This is a genomic window from Cupriavidus sp. 01L46 (assembly GCF_056399905.1).
This window is the reverse complement of sequence record NZ_JBFTSF010000152.1, coordinates 1-14,861: the sequence shown is the minus strand read 5'-3', so window position 1 is coordinate 14,861 and position 14,861 is coordinate 1. Positions and strand designations below refer to the sequence as shown.

Below are 14,861 nucleotides of genomic sequence, written 5' to 3'. Positions count from 1 at the left end.
TACCGCCTTGAGCGGCCCGGCCGGGCCCGAAGAACAAGATGCTGACGGGCGAGCCCGCACCTGCGCGCACCTCGCCGTTGCCTGCCGGCAAGCGCCAGCGCTGCGGCAGGGCGGGCCCAGTACAGCATCGCCAGGGGACAGCTCGTCCTTCAACAGAGCACATCTGGAGCCATTGATGACCGACTCGAACATGTCTTTCCTCGGCAGGATTTCTCTTGCCGTGGGCACGTTTTTCAACATCCTGGGCGACCGCGAGCTTGCCGCGGGCGTGCGGCGCCTGCGTGACGGCACGGGGCCCGGCGCAAGCACAGCGCCCGCTGCACCGGTCCCTGCCCCCGTGGCCGCACCAGCGCCAAGGGCAGCGCCGGCCCCTAGCGCGCTGAAAGAAGCAAGCCCGGAGGCCGCGCTCCAGCTGCTGGGGCTGCTCCAGCGCGACGCGCGCTTCATCGATTTTGTCGAGGAAGACATCGCCGGCTATTCCGACACCGAAATCGGTGCCGCTGCCCGGCTGGTGCATGACGGTTGCCGCACCGTGCTGCGCGAGCATTTCACCATCCGGCCAGTGCGCGAGGAAGCCGAGGGCAGCCGTGTAACGGTGCCCGACGGGTTCGATGCCACCGCCATCCGGCTGACCGGCAACGTGGTCGGCAGCGCGCCGTTCAACGGCAACATCAGCCACCGTGGCTGGCGCGTGGCGGAAGTCCGCCTGCCCCGGCTGGCCGAGCGCCATGACGCCACCGTGATCGCCCCGGCCGAGGTCKAGCTATGAGCGACCCGCGCTACTCGATCGGCATCGACCTGGGCACGACGCATTGCGCCCTCTCCTACGTCGACCTCACCGCCAGTGACGGCGAGAAGACCACCCAGGGCGTCCTGGCCGTCGCACAGCTCACCGCACCGGGCGCTATCGAAGATTACGACCTGCTGCCCTCGTTTTTGTACCTGCCGCATCCGAGCGAGCTGGCTCCGGGCGACCTGGCCTTGCCGTGGAACGCCGCGCGGGATTTCGCCGTGGGCGAGCTGGCGCGCAGCCGTGGCGCGGCCACGCCGATCCGGCTGGTATCGAGCGCGAAGAGCTGGCTGTGCCACCCCGGGGTAGACCGCCGCGCGGCGATCCTGCCGAACGATGCGCCGGCGGAAGTGCCGCGCGTGTCGCCGCTCGAAACTTCCGTGCGCTATCTCTCGCACCTGCGTGAAGCGTGGGACCACGCGCATCCCGACGCCCCGTTCGGTGAGCAGGACATCACCGTCACCATTCCCGCGTCGTTCGATCCGGCCGCGCGGGAACTGACGGCAGAAGCCGCCGAATCCGCGGGCTATGCCCGCATGACCCTGCTGGAGGAGCCTCAGGCGGCGCTCTATAGCTGGATCCAGAAGAGCGGTGGCCAGTGGCGCAAAGAGGTCAAGGTGGGCGACATCATCCTGGTCGTCGACGTGGGTGGCGGCACCACCGATCTTTCACTGATCGCCGTGATCGAGCGCGAGGGCAACCTGGAGCTGCACCGTGTCGCCGTCGGCGAGCACATCCTGCTGGGCGGCGACAACATGGACCTGGCGCTGGCCCACGTGGTGGCGCGCAAGCTCGCGGCCCAGGGCACGCAGGCCGATCCGTGGCAACTGCGCGCGCTCACCTATGCCTGCCGCAGCGCCAAGGAAACCCTGCTCAGCGACCCGGCCACGGACGCAGTGCCGCTGGTCGTGCCGAGCCGAGGCTCCAAGCTCATCGGCGGCTCGATCMGCACCGAGCTGACCCGTGCCGAGCTCACCCAGATCATCCTGGAAGGCTTTTTCCCGCAGGTGGATGGCTCTGCCCGCCCGGTCAGCCGGGCACGCGCCGGCCTGACGCAGCTGGGCCTGCCGTACGCGCAGGATCCGGCCATCACACGACATCTGGCGGCGTTCCTGGGCCGCCAGGTGGCAGCGCTGGCCGAGATTGAAGGCCTGGCAGCCGGCACGCCGGCGCAGGGCGCGACCTTCCTGCACCCCACTGCAGTGCTGTTCAATGGCGGCGTGTTCAAGTCCGCCCTGCTGGTCGAGCGCATCCTGCAGACGCTCAACGGCTGGCTTGCCGCGGAAGACGCGGCCCCCGCGCGCCTGCTGGGGGGCGCCGACCTGGACCTGGCTGTCGCGCGTGGCGCCGCCTACTACGGCTACGTGCGCCGTGGCAAGGGTGTGCGCATTCGCGGCGGCACCGCGCGGGCCTACTACATTGCGGTGGAATCGGCGATGCCCGCCATCCCGGGCTTCGAGCCGCCTATCCAGGCGCTGTGCGTGGCGCCCTTCGGCATGGAGGAAGGCACCGAGGCGCCGTTGCCGGAGCAGGAATTCGGGCTCGTGGTCGGCGAACCCGTGCATTTCCGCTTCTTCGGCTCGTCGGTGCGCCGCCAGGACCAGGTAGGCACCCTGCTCGATTTTTGGGGGCCCGAGGACCTGCAAGAGCTCGATGAAATCCAGGCCACGCTGCCGCCCGAAGGCCGCACGCCCGGCGAAGTCGTGCCGGTGAAGCTGCATGCCCGCATCACGGAGGCCGGCACGCTGGAGCTGGAAGCCGTGCCCCGTGGCACGGGCGAGCGCTGGAAGGTCGAGTTCGACGTGCGCGGCAACGCGAATGCCTGAGTGCCATGCATGAAGCGGTATAGCGTCGGCATTGACCTGGGCACGAGCAACACGGTCGTCGCCTATGGCGAGGCAGGGTCGGAGGACATCCGCGTCTTCGACATCGATCAACTGGTGAGCCTGGGCGAGGTGGCCACGCGGCCGCTCTTGCCGTCCGTGCGCTACCACGCGGCGCCGGGGGAGCTCAACGCCAGCGATCTGCAGTTGCCGTGGCAGGTTGCCGATGGGGCGGACGATGGCGACGGTGCCGCATTGGGCCAGGTCGTCGTGGGCCGCCTGGCGCGCACGCTGGGCGCGCAAGTGCCCGGCAGGCTGGTCGCCAGCGCCAAAAGCTGGCTGTCGCATGCGTCGGTCGACCGCGTGGCGCCGATCCTGCCGTGGGGTGCCGCCGACGAAGTCGGCAAGGTGTCACCGGTGGCGGCCAGCGCCAGCTACCTGGCGCACGTGCGCGCGGCATGGAACCACCGTTTTCCCGATGCCCGGCTCGAGGACCAGGACGTGGTGCTCACCGTGCCCGCCTCGTTCGATGAAGGCGCGCGCGCCCTCACGCTGGAAGCCGCGCGCATGGCCGGACTGCCCGCGCTGCGCATGCTGGAGGAGCCCCAGGCGGCGTTCTACGACTGGGTGTTCCATCATCGCGAGACGCTAGCTGCCGACCTGGCGCAAACGCGGCTGGTGCTGATCTGCGATGTGGGCGGCGGCACCACCGACCTGACCCTGATCAAGGTGGAGGTCCAGGACGGCCAACCGCAATTGACCCGGATCGGGGTTGGCAACCACCTGATGCTCGGCGGCGACAACATGGACCTCGCCCTCGCGCATCTGGTCGAGTCGCGCATCGCCACAGCGCACTCGCGCTTGTCGGCGGGCAGCATGTCCCAGTTGGTCGAGCKGTGCCGTGCCGCCAAAGAGCAACTGCTCAGCGCGCAGGCGCCAGACGCGGTCACGATCACGCTGCTCGGTTCAGGCTCCCGGCTGATCGGGGGCGCGCGCTCCGTCGAAGTGACCCGGCAGGAGATCGAGCAGATCATTGTCGAGGGGTTCTTCCCAGCCGTTTCGACCGGCGAAAGACCGGGGCGCTCACGGGGCGGCATTGTCGAATTTGGCCTGCCCTATGCGTCCGACCCGGCGATCACCCGGCACGTTGCGGCCTTCCTCGGCCAGCACGCAGCCCAGTCGCGCATGGCCAACGCACAGGATGCAACAGAGGCGCCAGGCGACGCGCCGCCGATGCCCGACACCTTGCTGCTCAACGGCGGCGTGTTCCGCGCCGAGGCGCTGACGGGGCGCTTGTCGGGCACGCTTGGCACCTGGCGCCGAGCGCCCTTGCATGTGCTGCACAACGACAACCCCGACGTGGCGGTCGCCCGTGGCGCGGTAGCGTTCGCGCTTGCCCGCTGCGGGCATGCGCCGCGCATCGGCGGGGGTTCGCCGCGCAGCTACTTCCTTGTGCTGGACAACGGCGATGCCGCGCAGGCAGGGCGCGGCATTTGCCTGTTGCCGCGCGGCACCGAAGACGGCCAGGAGATCCATCTCAAGGACCGCACCTTCTCCCTTCGCCTCGGGCATCCGGTACGCTTCCACCTGGTCTCCTCCGTCGCAGACACACCCTATCAGCCGGGCGAACTGGCCGATCTCGCCAGCGGCGATTTCGTCCGCTTGCCGCCGATCGCCACCGTGGTGCAAGCGCGCGGCGCCAGCGACGCGCGGGAGACGCTGGTGCAGCTCACCACATCGCTCACCGAAGTCGGCACGCTGGAAGTGCACTGCAGCGAGATCGCCAATCCTTCGCAGCGCTGGCTGCTCGAGTTCCAGCTGCGCGGCGAGGCCCCAGCGGCAGATACGGCGGTCCACGCGCCGCATCCCTCCCTGGCCCAGGCCGTCGAATGCATCGACCGCACCTTTGGCGCCCGCTCGCAAGACGTTGGTCCCAAGGAAGTCAAGCGGCTGCGCGCGCAACTGGAGCAACTGCTGGGCGCGCGCGACCAATGGGACAGTACGCTGCTGCGCGCCCTGTTCGGCACGCTGTGGGAACGCGCACGCCGGCGCCGCCGCACGGCAGACCATGAACGCCTCTGGCTCAACCTTGCCGGCTATTGCATGCGGCCGGGGTTCGGCTACCCGCTGGACGAGTGGCGCGCCGGGCAGCTCTGGTCGTTGTTCGAGCAGGGCATCCAGTACGTCAACGAGAGCCAGATCTGGTCGGAATGGTGGACGCTGTGGCGCCGCACCGCCGGCGGCCTGGACGAAAGCGCGCAGCTGCGCTTGCTGGACGACATCGCCTTCTACCTGCAGCCCCCGGGCACGGCGCGCTACAGGCGCCCCGCCGGCGCCGCCAAGGCAGGCTACGCCGACATGGTGCGGCTCGCGGGATCGCTGGAACGCGTGCCCGTMGAGCGCAAGATCGAAGTCGCCGAGTGGCTGCTCGCCCGGCTCAAGAAGCCCTCGGAGAACCTTCAAGGCTGGTGGGCCGTGGGCCGCATCGGCGCGCGCCGGCCGTTCTACGGCAGCGCGCACAACGTCGTGCCGCCAGAGGTTGGCTCGCAATGGCTGGAGGCGATTCTCGCGCTCGACTGGAAGAAGGTCGAGCCGGGCGCGTTCGCCGCCGTGCAGATCGCCCGCATGACGGGGGACCGGTCACGGGACCTGCCGCTGGAGATCCGCATGCGCGTGGTCAGCCGGCTCGAGGCCGCCAACGCACCACGTAGCTGGATCGACATGGTGCGCGCAACGGTGGAACTCGATGAGGCCGATGAAGGACGGGTCTTTGGCGAGTCGCTGCCGGCAGGGTTGACGCTGATCGTGGCATGAGCGCAAGCGCGGCGGGTCGGCAAATGGCCTAGCCGACCTTCGCGAATCTTCGCAGCGACGCGAGATCCAGGATCTCGATGGACCCGCGCGTGCGCTGCACCAGCCCCTGCGCCTCGAAATCCCGGAGAATCTGGTTCACCGTTTGCCGGGAAACCGACAGCATCAAGCCGAGTTGCTCTTGCTGCACGTTGATCACCCGCTTGCTCAGGCCATGGCGCTCGCCATAGCCGCCGGCAATGGCGAGCAAGCGGCGCGCCAGCCTGACCGGCACGGGCATCAGCACCGACGATTCGATCGCTTCGAATGCCAGCCTGAGCTTTGGGGCCATCAGCAGGCCCATTGCTTTCCAGTGCACCGGATTTTCGTCGAGAAACTGCACCGCATCCTGCTGGCTGATATGCAGCAGCACCACGTCGGTCTCGATCCAGGCATCGTGGGCGCGTGGCAAGGCGTCAAACAAGGCGACCTCACCGAACCATTGTGGCGTTTCCGCAAACGCCAGCAATGCCTCCTTGCCATCGGCGGAGGAACTGGTCATGCGGATGGCGCCCGCCACCACAAAGTACAGGCCGTCCGCCGGGTCTCCATGCGCGAACAGGCGCTGGCCCGCAGCCAGCGACCTGACCTTGGCGTGCGCCACGATCCACCGTTGAAATTCAGCGGCGAGACCGGCGAACCAGGCKCTGGATCGCAGGGCAGCGAGGTGGTCTTCGGGGGTGGATGACTTTGACACAGCGCCAATCGTAGTCTTATGTCAGGAAGGCGACATTGTAGTCGGCCGTTCCCTGCAAAGATCGCTCATTGCAATCAGGGACCTCGATGAAAACCCTGAAGACCCGAAGCATCGGCGACTTCGCCATCCCGGCAACCACCCCAGCAACAAACCCGACAAGAGGAACGAGGCAATGGACATAGCGACCTCCCCCGCTCTCTACAAGCGTGACTTTCCAGCCGCATTCCGTGCGATCCGCAAGCTGCTGGCAAATGGAGACGACACCACGCAGGTGTTTCTCATCATGCGCGCCCTCAACGGGCCGTCCGCGCCGAAGAACTACGCGCGGCTCTTGACGACCACGAGCGGGCGGCGGCTGGCTTATCTTCGCGTCGAACTGACGGAGCGCTTCTCCGACCCGGCGTTCATCGCCAGCTTCGCCCCCGGCACGCTCGGCGCCGCCTACCGCGCATTCCTGGAGCAAACGGGCTACAGCGCCGCCGGCCTTGCCGCGATCTCAAACCTCAACAGCGAGCCGCTGGTCGAGGATCCCTACGCCTGGTTTGGCAGGCGGACCCGTGACATCCACGACATCTGGCATGTGCTGACCGGCTACAAGGCCAACGAGAACATGGGCGAAGCGGCGCTGGTGGCGTTCAGCTACGCGCAGACCGGCGCCCTCGGCTGGGCATTCATCGCCGTTGCTACCGCCTTGCAGAGCCTGCGCAAGACCGGCAACACCGCGTACTTGCGCGCCGTCGTCGAGGGGTATCGGCATGGACGCAAGGCGAAGTGGCTGCTGGCCGAGGACTACGAGGCGCTGCTGCATGAGCCGCTCGAGGCAGCGCGCGCGCGGCTGGGCATTCTGGAACCCGTGATGTACCAGGCGGCCAGCCAGGCCGCGCAATGCCAGCCACAGGGCGCGGCTTCGCAATCGCTGTCATCCGACTAGGCTCCGGGCACTGCCTACGGGCCTTTTGGGCCCAGCCACGGCACCGGCATGGGCTTGCGGCCGTAGTTGGCTTGCATGGCTTCCAGCAAGGATCGGGATGGCAGCGCTGTGTTCATCGGATTGGGTATAGGGTCGGCATCATGGCTGCTCGACAGGTCGTTCCGGGGCGAAGGTCACGGGAATCATGACGGTTTCACCGATCAGCTCGCCCTGCCTCACCGCAGGCTGGTAGCGCCATTGCCGGGCAGCCTCGATGGCGGCCCGCCCCAGTTCATCAGGGCCACTTAACCTGACCACCGCGATCCGGCTTGGATCGCCACTGGCATCCACCATGACCTGCAGGTCAACCCTGCCGCCGGCCCTTGACTCCGGCGTGCTCGGGTAGCTGGCCGGATGGCGCTGCTGCGAGGCCGGATCCACACTGGCTGGCCGATCGGCCAGGGGCGGCAGTTCGGCCAGCCGGGCGGCCAGCGCCTTGCCGGCCTGGATGAAGGTCTCCCAGCGCTTTGCGTCCGAGATCATGCGAAGACGAAGGGTGGCAAGGATGGCGCTCAGCTCGCCGGATTTGTCGGCGACCTCCGCCTGCAGCCGCTCGGCAATGGCGAAACTGGCAACCGCGTCCTTGTCGCGCTGCTCGCGCAGCGCGACCGCACCCAGCCCGTACCACGCATTGGGATCGTCGGCACGGGCCCAGATCGCCTGCTCGAACAGCAGGCGCGCGGTCACCGGCTCCTTGAGCCGCAGGTGATATTCCCCCAGTTCGTTGGCGGAGAAAAAGGCGCCGGAGTCGCGCGCCAGCAACTCGCGGTGCTGCTCATAATGGGCTTCGAGTCCCGCCTCGGCGGCGCGCGCCCCGCCCTCCGGCTTGGCCGCCGCCGTGCGCGCCTGGCGCAGCGTATCGCCGTAGGCGCGCTGGATGCGGTTGAACTCCCGCGTGCTGTTGTAGCCGCTAGGGAGCGCCATCCGCTTTAGCCGCAGCAGGTTGTAGCGGTAGGTGTCGAACTGCCCCGCGGCGACGGCTGCGATGGTGGCCCGGATCTCGGCGCGTGTGCTCGCCAGCGTCAGGGACGCCGCGGGAGCCCCACCGCGCTTCCATTCGAGCGCTTGGCCCTGCCCACCGGCCGTGCCGTTTGCCACGGCTGGCGTCGCGGCTTCGCTATCGCTGTCGCCGCCGCCGGACGACATGAAGGCCGTCACCAGCACCACCAGCGTGAGCGCGACGGCAACGGCAATCGCGAAGGTCCCGCTCTTGCCGCCGCTGGCCGGCATGGTGGTGGAGATCGATGCACTGACGGCAGCGGACTGAGCCAGTGGTTGCTGGAATGGCTGCTGCAAGGGCGGCCGCGCGGCTGCCTGGCGCGCGCGCTTGCCMCGGCCGGACTTGCGCTTGCCGCCGGCCTGCGTGGCAGCGGCTGCCTGCGTGGCGGCGCCGGCGATCATCGCACTGCGCGCGCAGGCCGCGCAGGCCAGTCCGGCAAAGTGCTGATGCGAGGGATCGGCGGTGCAGACCGCCAGGCGCTGGCTGCTGCGCAGCGCGTATTCGCGCAGCACACGCGCCCACTCGGCAGGCGCGGGCCGGCTGCCTGGCGGGCCGGCGAAGGCGCGGTCAAACATATCGCGCAACTCCGGCGGCATCTGCGCGTGGCCGCTCACCGGGTTGGGCGAGATCGCCTTGTGCGCCCGCAGCCCGTAGGCGTAGTAGCGGCCACGGATGCGCCCGGGCAGGTCGGTGGGAAGCTGCGCGTTGGCAGGCCTCCCGCTAAAGGGATGGATGCCAAAATTCAGCAACTGGAAGATCACCACCGCCAGCGCGAAGCGGTCCTGCGCTGGCTCACCCGCGGCGGTCAGCCCGCCGCCTTGCAGCTCCGGCGCCAGGTAATCGGCGGTGAACTGCTGCGCGGCAAAACGTTCCGACTCGCCCTGGATGCTGAAGCCATCGCAATCGAGCATCGCGATATAGAGCGAATCGCGGTAGAAGCGCAGGTTGACCGGCTTCAGGTCCACCACATAGTGATGCTGCTGGTGCAGGGCCGCGATGACGCCGCTCAGATTGGCCGCTAGCGTGATCTTGGCGCCCAGCCCGGTGGGCAGGCCGGCGGCGCGCGCCTGGCGCTCCTGCAAGATCTCCTCCAGCTCGGCCGTTTGCTGGATATCCAGCGCCGGCATGGCAAAGCCGATAAAGCGGCCACGGGCATCCAGCAACGGCGACTGCGGCCACGCGATCTGCACATAGCGCTTGCCGTTCTCCACCTGGTCCGGCAGCTCGGGCGACAGCCGTAGCATCGCATCGATCTTGCGCTGGTAGCTGGCCAGGTCCATGTGGCCGTGGTAGAGCTTGGCCACCTGGGCCGGCGCCTCTGCCAGCAGGAACACGCTGCCGGCGCCGCCGCTCTTGATCAGGCGCGCCAGCGTCAGGCCGCGCTGGCGATCCAGCCAGACTCTGCCTGCGCTGCGAGCACTCATGCGCGCAACGCGATCAGCAAGGTCTTGTCATCGCCGGTGATGTGGTGCGTGCGCGGATCGTCCAGCGTGGCCGCCAGCGCGCGGTTGCCCTCATCGAGGTCGGCTACCCCGCGCAGATACCGCTCGACCGGCTCCATGAAGGGCGCGTAGAGCCCGGCGTTGCCCTTGCTCATGGCAAACGGCATGGCGCCATCCGACATCAGCGCCACGCCTTGCAGCGGCTGGCGGATCGGCAGCACCCTGAGCTGCTCGCGCCAGTGCGGCCCGGTGATGAAGTAGGTCTCGTTGGCGTACTCGCCATTGGCCGGCAGCGAGATATCCGGCTTGGCCGCGCCGTCGCGCGGCTGGGCGACGCCCACGCCGTCGCCGATATGAAAGAAGTTGCCGCGCTCCGGCGTGGCCACCACGCCAACCAGCGTGCTAGCGTAGTCGGCCAGCCCGGCACCCGCCGCGCGCGCCACCTCCTGCAGCGCGTTGCGCGCCAGGCCGAGCACGCCGCCCGCGGTCTGCGCGAACAGATCGCCGGACAATTCCGGCAATTCCTCGCCCTGCCCCACGCGCGTAGCCAGCTCGTGCACCACCGAGTTCGCGATGAATTCCGCCCCGGCCCGGCTGTAGCGTGCCGAGCCCGCGCCGTCGCACACCACGGCGATCAGCACCTCGCCCACTACCGCATGCGCAAAGGCATCCTGGCACGGCACGCCGCGCTCGGCGTGCGATTTGCCCGTCGCCGAAGCGGCAAAGATCTTCCAGGCCATCGCTCAGACCGTGACCGCGGACCAGCTGTCGGTGGGCGGCAGTTGCGCCTGCCCGCCMGGCGTGGACTGCGACACGACCTGCATGCTGGCGCTAAGCCACAGGAACAGCTCACGGAACTGCAGGCCCTTGAGCTGCTTCACGCCGCCCGCGCCACGGTTACTGAACTGCTGGAGCACATCGATGCTTGCGCCCTCGCCCACCGCGATCGGGAACACGGCCACCTTGCTGGCCTTCTCGGCCTGGCGGGACTGCGCCGCGCCCTGCTCCCACTGGTCGGTGGGCGCGCCATCCGACATCAGGAACAGCCACGGGCGCGTGTAGGCCACGCCCGCCTGGCGAAAGCGCAGCTTTTCCTGCTCGATCTCCGCCAGCGCCAACGCCACGGCCTGGCCGGTCGGCGTGGTGCCGTCGGCCCGCAGTTGCGGCGCGGTGAAATCCATCGCATCGCACCAGTCGCCGGCCACCTCGGCCTGGTCGTAGCCGCCGTACTGCACCACCAGGAGCCGGACCCGCTTGCTCGCGATCACGTCCGCCTTGAGCTCCTGCTCCAGCAGGGCCAGCCCTTCATTGAGCTGCCGGATGGGCTCGCCGTCCATGCTGCCRGAGCAATCCAGCACCAGCACAAGGGGCGTGCGCTGCTCGGTGTTGTCGATTAAGGCGACATCCGGGATGATCGATTTAGACATGGCACTCCTGCTGCGATTTTGGCGAATTTCGCATTTTATCAGCCACATCCGGCATTTCTCAAAAAAAATGCATCTGGCATCCATCAATAACTTCCGCAGCCCGGACACCGCGCGTTGTCGATTGTGATGGCAGGCGTTTGGCACGCGCCACCGGGAATGCTATGCTCCCCATGCGCTTGCTGCCGTCGGCAGCAAGCGTCATTCAACGAACACAAGACCCCATAATCCATGGCTACCAAAGCAAATGCTGTTGTAAAGACCACCGCCAAGCCTGCCGCCAAGAAGGCGGCGCCGGCAAAGAAGGCGGCTCCGGCAAAGAAGGTCGCAGCGGCCGCGCCGGCGGTGAAACCCCTGAAGGACACGTTCAACAAGTCCAGCCTGGTGGCCCACCTGGTGGCCCAGACTGAACTGGATGCCAAGACGGTCAAGACCGTGCTGGTCCATCTGGAAAACACCATCCTGAGCGCCGTGCACAAGAAGGGCGCCGGCGAATTCACCCTGCCGGGCCTGTTCAAGGTCGTGGCGACCCAGGTTGCCGCCACCAAGAAGCGCTTCGGCAAGAACCCGTTCACCGGCGAAGACCAATGGTTCGCGGCCAAGCCGGCGACCGTCAAGGTCAAGGTTCGCCCGATGAAGAAGCTGAAGGACGCTGCGCTGTAAGCTGAACGGGCAAACAGAACGCAGCTGGAACAAAAGGGAGCCCACGTGGCTCCCTTTTGCATTGCAGGTCAACACCCGATATCGAGCACACGCAATGAAGATCAGGTCCGAGTGGATATTTGAGTGCGAGCCACGGCATGTCTGGCCGCACTTCCTTCATGCCCGCATGGATGCGTCGCGCCCGTTGCTGTTCTGGCTGGGGATTCCAAAGCCAATGAGCTGCCGCGTACTGGAGGGCGTCGCGGCGGTCGGCAATACGCGGCAATGCACCACGGACCGGGGCACCATCAACCAGCGCATCCTGCAACTGGAGCCGGACCGGCTGCTGCAGTACCAGATGCAGGAAAGCACAGTCTGGTGCCGTGCCTGGGTCGGCAAGCTGATCGACACCTTCAGCCTTGAGCCGCTGGGCGATGGCAGGACACGGGTGCGGCGCACGACCGAGTTCGAAGCYACGGGATTGCTCAAGGCCATCAGGCTCGTCGGTCTGTGGGCAGCGCTGCGCCAGCCGCATGCTTATGCCGCGCGAAACTGGAAGCGGCTGGCACAGCAGAGCCAGCGCGAATCCGCCTGAGCACGCCATCCTCGCCAGGCCGCGCTCGCGGCCTGCCGGCCGGGCAACCAGCCCCGCCACTCAAGTCCCCACCTCAATTGCCGATATTCACCATAGTCCGCAGATGCGTTCGCGATAAACGGCGCGGCTGACAATAGAGCGAATCCGGGTCCTATGGGCCAGCATTTCGCCGCCTTATGATTTCCATTCAGGTAGAAGAAAATGAAGAATCTTGGAATTGGGGTACGCCTTGGCATCGGCTTTGGCGTGGTGCTGCTGCTGTCAACGCTCATGACCGTGTTCAGTATCCTGGGGCTGCAGGACGTGGCCAGCCACACGCACGACATGATGCAACAGCCGCTGGCCAAGGAACGCGTCGTCAGCGACTGGTATCGCCTGATGCATACGAGCGTGCGCCGCACCACCGCGGTGGCGCGCAGTGCCGACCCGAGCCTGGGCGCGTTCTTCGCCGCCGAAACGAAGGGGTCGGTCGACGCCATCGCGGCGTTGCGCGACAAGATCGAGCCGATGCTGTCCTCCGACGCGGAAAAGGCGGCATTCAAGACGATCCAGACCGTGCGCAAGCCGTACAACGAGTCGCGCGACAAGATCACCAAGCTCAAGGAAGCCGGCCAGACCGACGAAGCCAACCAGGTGCTCGAGAGCGAGTTCGTGCCTGCCGGCAACGCCTATCTTGCCGAGATCCAGAAGCTGCTGGATATCCAGCGCGCCAGCATTGACCAGACCGCACTGGATATCAACGAGATCTACCTCGCCGCGCGCAATCGCCTGATCGTGCTCGGCGTRCTGGTGCTGGCGATTGGCGTTGCGTTCTCGGTATGGCTGACCGCCGGCATCACCGCACCGCTGCATCGCGCCGTGGGCTTCGCGCGCAAGGTGGCGTCGGGAGACCTGACCAGCCACATCCGCTCGGATAGCAAGGACGAGACCGGCCAGCTGCTGCGCGCCCTGGGCGAAATGAATGGCAACATCCTGCGCATCGTGACCGAGGTGCGTACCGGCACCGAATCCATTGCGTCCGGCACGAGCCAGATCGCCGCGGGCAACACGGACCTGTCCCAGCGCACGGAAGAACAAGCGTCGTCACTGCAGGAAACAGCCTCCAGCATGGAGGAGCTGACCAGCATCGTCCGCCAGAACGCGGACAACGCCAAGCAGGCCAGCTCGCTCGCCGTCAACGCCTCCGAGATCGCCATCAAGGGCGGCGCGGTGGTTGGCCAGGTGGTCGACACCATGCAGGAGATCAACGGCGCATCGCGCAAGGTGGTCGACATCATTGCCGTGATCGAGGGCATCGCCTTCCAGACCAACATCCTTGCGCTCAACGCTGCGGTGGAAGCCGCCCGCGCGGGCGAGCAAGGCCGGGGCTTCGCGGTGGTGGCGGGCGAGGTGCGCAGCCTGGCGCAGCGCAGCGCGACCGCCGCCAAGGAGATCAAGTCGCTGATCGGCGACTCGGTCGAGCGCGTGGAAAAGGGCTCGCAGCTGGTCACCAAGGCCGGCCAGACCATGGATGAGATCGTGGGCGCGGTAAAGCGCGTGACCGACATCATGGGCGAGATCAGCGCCGCCTCGGCCGAGCAAAGCGCCGGCATCGAGCAGGTCAACCAGGCCGTCACCCAGATGGACACGGTGACGCAGCAGAACGCCGCACTGGTGGAGCAAGCCGMCGCCGCCGCGGGATCGCTGGAAGAGCAGGCCCAGCGCCTGAAGGAAGCGGTATCCACATTCCGCCTCGTGGCTGCCTGAACCGCCTTAGCCGCCTTAGCCGCTATGGCGCGCCGCCGGCCGCTTGCCGGTCACGCAAGCGGAAATGTGGCAACTGCCGTCGTCTTGTGAAGGACGACGGCATCGTACAGCGCCACCAGCGCTTCTTGTATGGCAGCCGCAATGCCCGGCGTCGAGACCATGCCATCCTCATCCAGCCTGGCGCCCAGCAATGGCACGGTGATCGATGCCGGCTCGACAATGACGGCGGCCATCGTCTTCAAGGTCTCGCGCAGTGCCGCATCGGCATGGTGCGCGCGCGGCGATGCATTGAGCACGGCGACCGGCTTGAAGGCGAAGGGCTCGTATCCCACCAGCCAGTCCAGTGCATTCTTGATCGTGCCGGTAACGCCATGCGCGTACTCGGGGCTAGCGATCAGCAGCGCGTCCGCTTGCGCCACCTCGGCAAACAAGCGTGTGACGCTGGCATGCGGACAAGCCTCGTCGTCCGGGTTGAACAGCGGCAACGCCCCAAGGCCACTGAACACTGCAACCGACACATGCGCTGGCGCCAGCCGCGCGGCCGCGCGCAGCAGCGCGGAATTGATGGACGCAGCCCGCAGGCTGCCGGATAGCGCAAGTACTTTCATCATTCCCGATTGCACCGCATGGGTGGTGTCTGAGCCAGCGCGCATTCTATAGCGAATGCGCGTGGCTGCCCGCAGCCCTTTGTGCAAGCCCCGATTGCACCAAACCGCCCCGCCCCCTAAACTCCTCTGCCAGTGCCACGCGCCGGCACCCGCCCGGCCCCTTCCCCGGGACCAGAGCGCACTCGACCAGGAGACCATCGATGACCTTTGCCCCCTTGCTGCGTGCCCTCGCGGCTTGCAGCGTGCTTGCCGTGGCGCCTTCGCTCGCCCACGC

At 67.4% G+C, this 14,861-nt stretch carries 12 protein-coding genes; 7 read left to right on the top strand and 5 right to left on the bottom strand.

The genetic code is table 11. From position 1 onward, the window contains the following. Positions 1-175: 175 nt before the first annotated feature. The 3 genes from AC1DS3_RS23775 to AC1DS3_RS23765 are packed head-to-tail and all read left to right on the top strand — an operon-like array spanning position 176 to position 5,427. Positions 176-769, top strand: a complete 594-nt coding sequence (locus AC1DS3_RS23775; protein WP_477128081.1) for a DUF2760 domain-containing protein — start codon at positions 176-178, stop codon at positions 767-769. Then, positions 766-2,616 carry an Hsp70 family protein gene (locus AC1DS3_RS23770; RefSeq protein WP_477128080.1) on the top strand — a complete coding sequence of 617 codons (1,851 nt, stop codon included), beginning with the start codon at positions 766-768 and terminating at the stop codon, positions 2,614-2,616. The genes AC1DS3_RS23775 and AC1DS3_RS23770 overlap by 4 nt, the downstream gene beginning before the upstream one ends. Positions 2,617-2,625: 9 nt before the next feature. Continuing rightward, positions 2,626-5,427: an Hsp70 family protein gene (locus AC1DS3_RS23765; RefSeq protein ID WP_477128079.1), complete on the top strand. Its 2,802-nt coding sequence runs from the start codon at positions 2,626-2,628 to the stop codon at positions 5,425-5,427. A 28-nt stretch (positions 5,428-5,455) separates the two neighbouring features. Here the strand turns inward: AC1DS3_RS23765 and AC1DS3_RS23760 are convergent, their stop codons facing one another. Beyond that, positions 5,456-6,160: a Crp/Fnr family transcriptional regulator gene (locus tag AC1DS3_RS23760; RefSeq protein ID WP_477128078.1), complete on the bottom strand. Its 705-nt coding sequence runs from the start codon at positions 6,158-6,160 to the stop codon at positions 5,456-5,458. Positions 6,161-6,332: 172 nt separating this feature from the next. Between AC1DS3_RS23760 and AC1DS3_RS23755 the strand changes: the two genes are divergently transcribed. Next, the gene (locus AC1DS3_RS23755) at positions 6,333-7,091 is read left to right on the top strand and encodes a Coq4 family protein (RefSeq protein WP_441638832.1); all 759 of its coding nucleotides are present in this window, start codon (positions 6,333-6,335) and stop codon (positions 7,089-7,091) included. A 138-nt stretch (positions 7,092-7,229) separates the two neighbouring features. Here AC1DS3_RS23755 and AC1DS3_RS23750 read toward each other — a convergent pair whose 3' ends face one another. The 3 genes from AC1DS3_RS23750 to AC1DS3_RS23740 are packed head-to-tail and all read right to left on the bottom strand — an operon-like array spanning position 7,230 to position 10,999. Further along, the gene (locus AC1DS3_RS23750; RefSeq protein ID WP_441638830.1) at positions 7,230-9,554 is read right to left on the bottom strand and encodes a TonB family protein; all 2,325 of its coding nucleotides are present in this window, start codon (positions 9,552-9,554) and stop codon (positions 7,230-7,232) included. Beyond that, the gene (locus AC1DS3_RS23745; RefSeq protein ID WP_441638828.1) at positions 9,551-10,312 is read right to left on the bottom strand and encodes a PP2C family serine/threonine-protein phosphatase; all 762 of its coding nucleotides are present in this window, start codon (positions 10,310-10,312) and stop codon (positions 9,551-9,553) included. Before AC1DS3_RS23745 ends, AC1DS3_RS23750 begins: the two co-directional genes overlap by 4 nt. A gap of 3 nt (positions 10,313-10,315) precedes the next feature. Then, positions 10,316-10,999: a vWA domain-containing protein gene (locus AC1DS3_RS23740; RefSeq protein ID WP_441638826.1), complete on the bottom strand. Its 684-nt coding sequence runs from the start codon at positions 10,997-10,999 to the stop codon at positions 10,316-10,318. A gap of 228 nt (positions 11,000-11,227) precedes the next feature. On the opposite strand from AC1DS3_RS23740, the gene AC1DS3_RS23735 reads away from it, so the two are divergent. The 3 genes from AC1DS3_RS23735 (at position 11,228) to AC1DS3_RS23725 (ending at position 13,979) form a co-directional block, all read left to right on the top strand. Continuing rightward, positions 11,228-11,659 (top strand): HU family DNA-binding protein, encoded by a 432-nt coding sequence (locus tag AC1DS3_RS23735; RefSeq protein WP_043354992.1) that lies wholly within the window; start codon positions 11,228-11,230, stop codon positions 11,657-11,659. Positions 11,660-11,753: 94 nt separating this feature from the next. After that, positions 11,754-12,233 (top strand): SRPBCC family protein, encoded by a 480-nt coding sequence (locus AC1DS3_RS23730; RefSeq protein WP_477128077.1) that lies wholly within the window; start codon positions 11,754-11,756, stop codon positions 12,231-12,233. 201 nt (positions 12,234-12,434) lie between these two features. Next, positions 12,435-13,979, top strand: a complete 1,545-nt coding sequence (locus AC1DS3_RS23725) for a methyl-accepting chemotaxis protein (RefSeq protein WP_477128076.1) — start codon at positions 12,435-12,437, stop codon at positions 13,977-13,979. Between the two features lie 50 nt (positions 13,980-14,029). On the opposite strand, the gene AC1DS3_RS23720 is transcribed toward AC1DS3_RS23725, so the two are convergent. Then, a complete protein-coding gene (locus tag AC1DS3_RS23720) occupies positions 14,030-14,590 on the bottom strand; it encodes an NADPH-dependent FMN reductase (protein ID WP_441638820.1) in 561 nt (186 codons plus the stop codon). Positions 14,591-14,861: the final 271 nt, after the last annotated feature.

What these genes read in the sequence shown, in the direction of transcription:
- AC1DS3_RS23755 (WP_441638832.1), top strand. Translation starts at nt 6,333, where the DNA reads ATGGACATAGCGACCTCCCCCGCTCTCTACAAGCGTGACTTTCCAGCC.
- AC1DS3_RS23720 (WP_441638820.1), bottom strand. Translation starts at nt 14,590, where the DNA reads ATGATGAAAGTACTTGCGCTATCCGGCAGCCTGCGGGCTGCGTCCATC.
- AC1DS3_RS23735 (WP_043354992.1), top strand. Translation starts at nt 11,228, where the DNA reads ATGGCTACCAAAGCAAATGCTGTTGTAAAGACCACCGCCAAGCCTGCC.
- AC1DS3_RS23745 (WP_441638828.1), bottom strand. Translation starts at nt 10,312, where the DNA reads ATGGCCTGGAAGATCTTTGCCGCTTCGGCGACGGGCAAATCGCACGCC.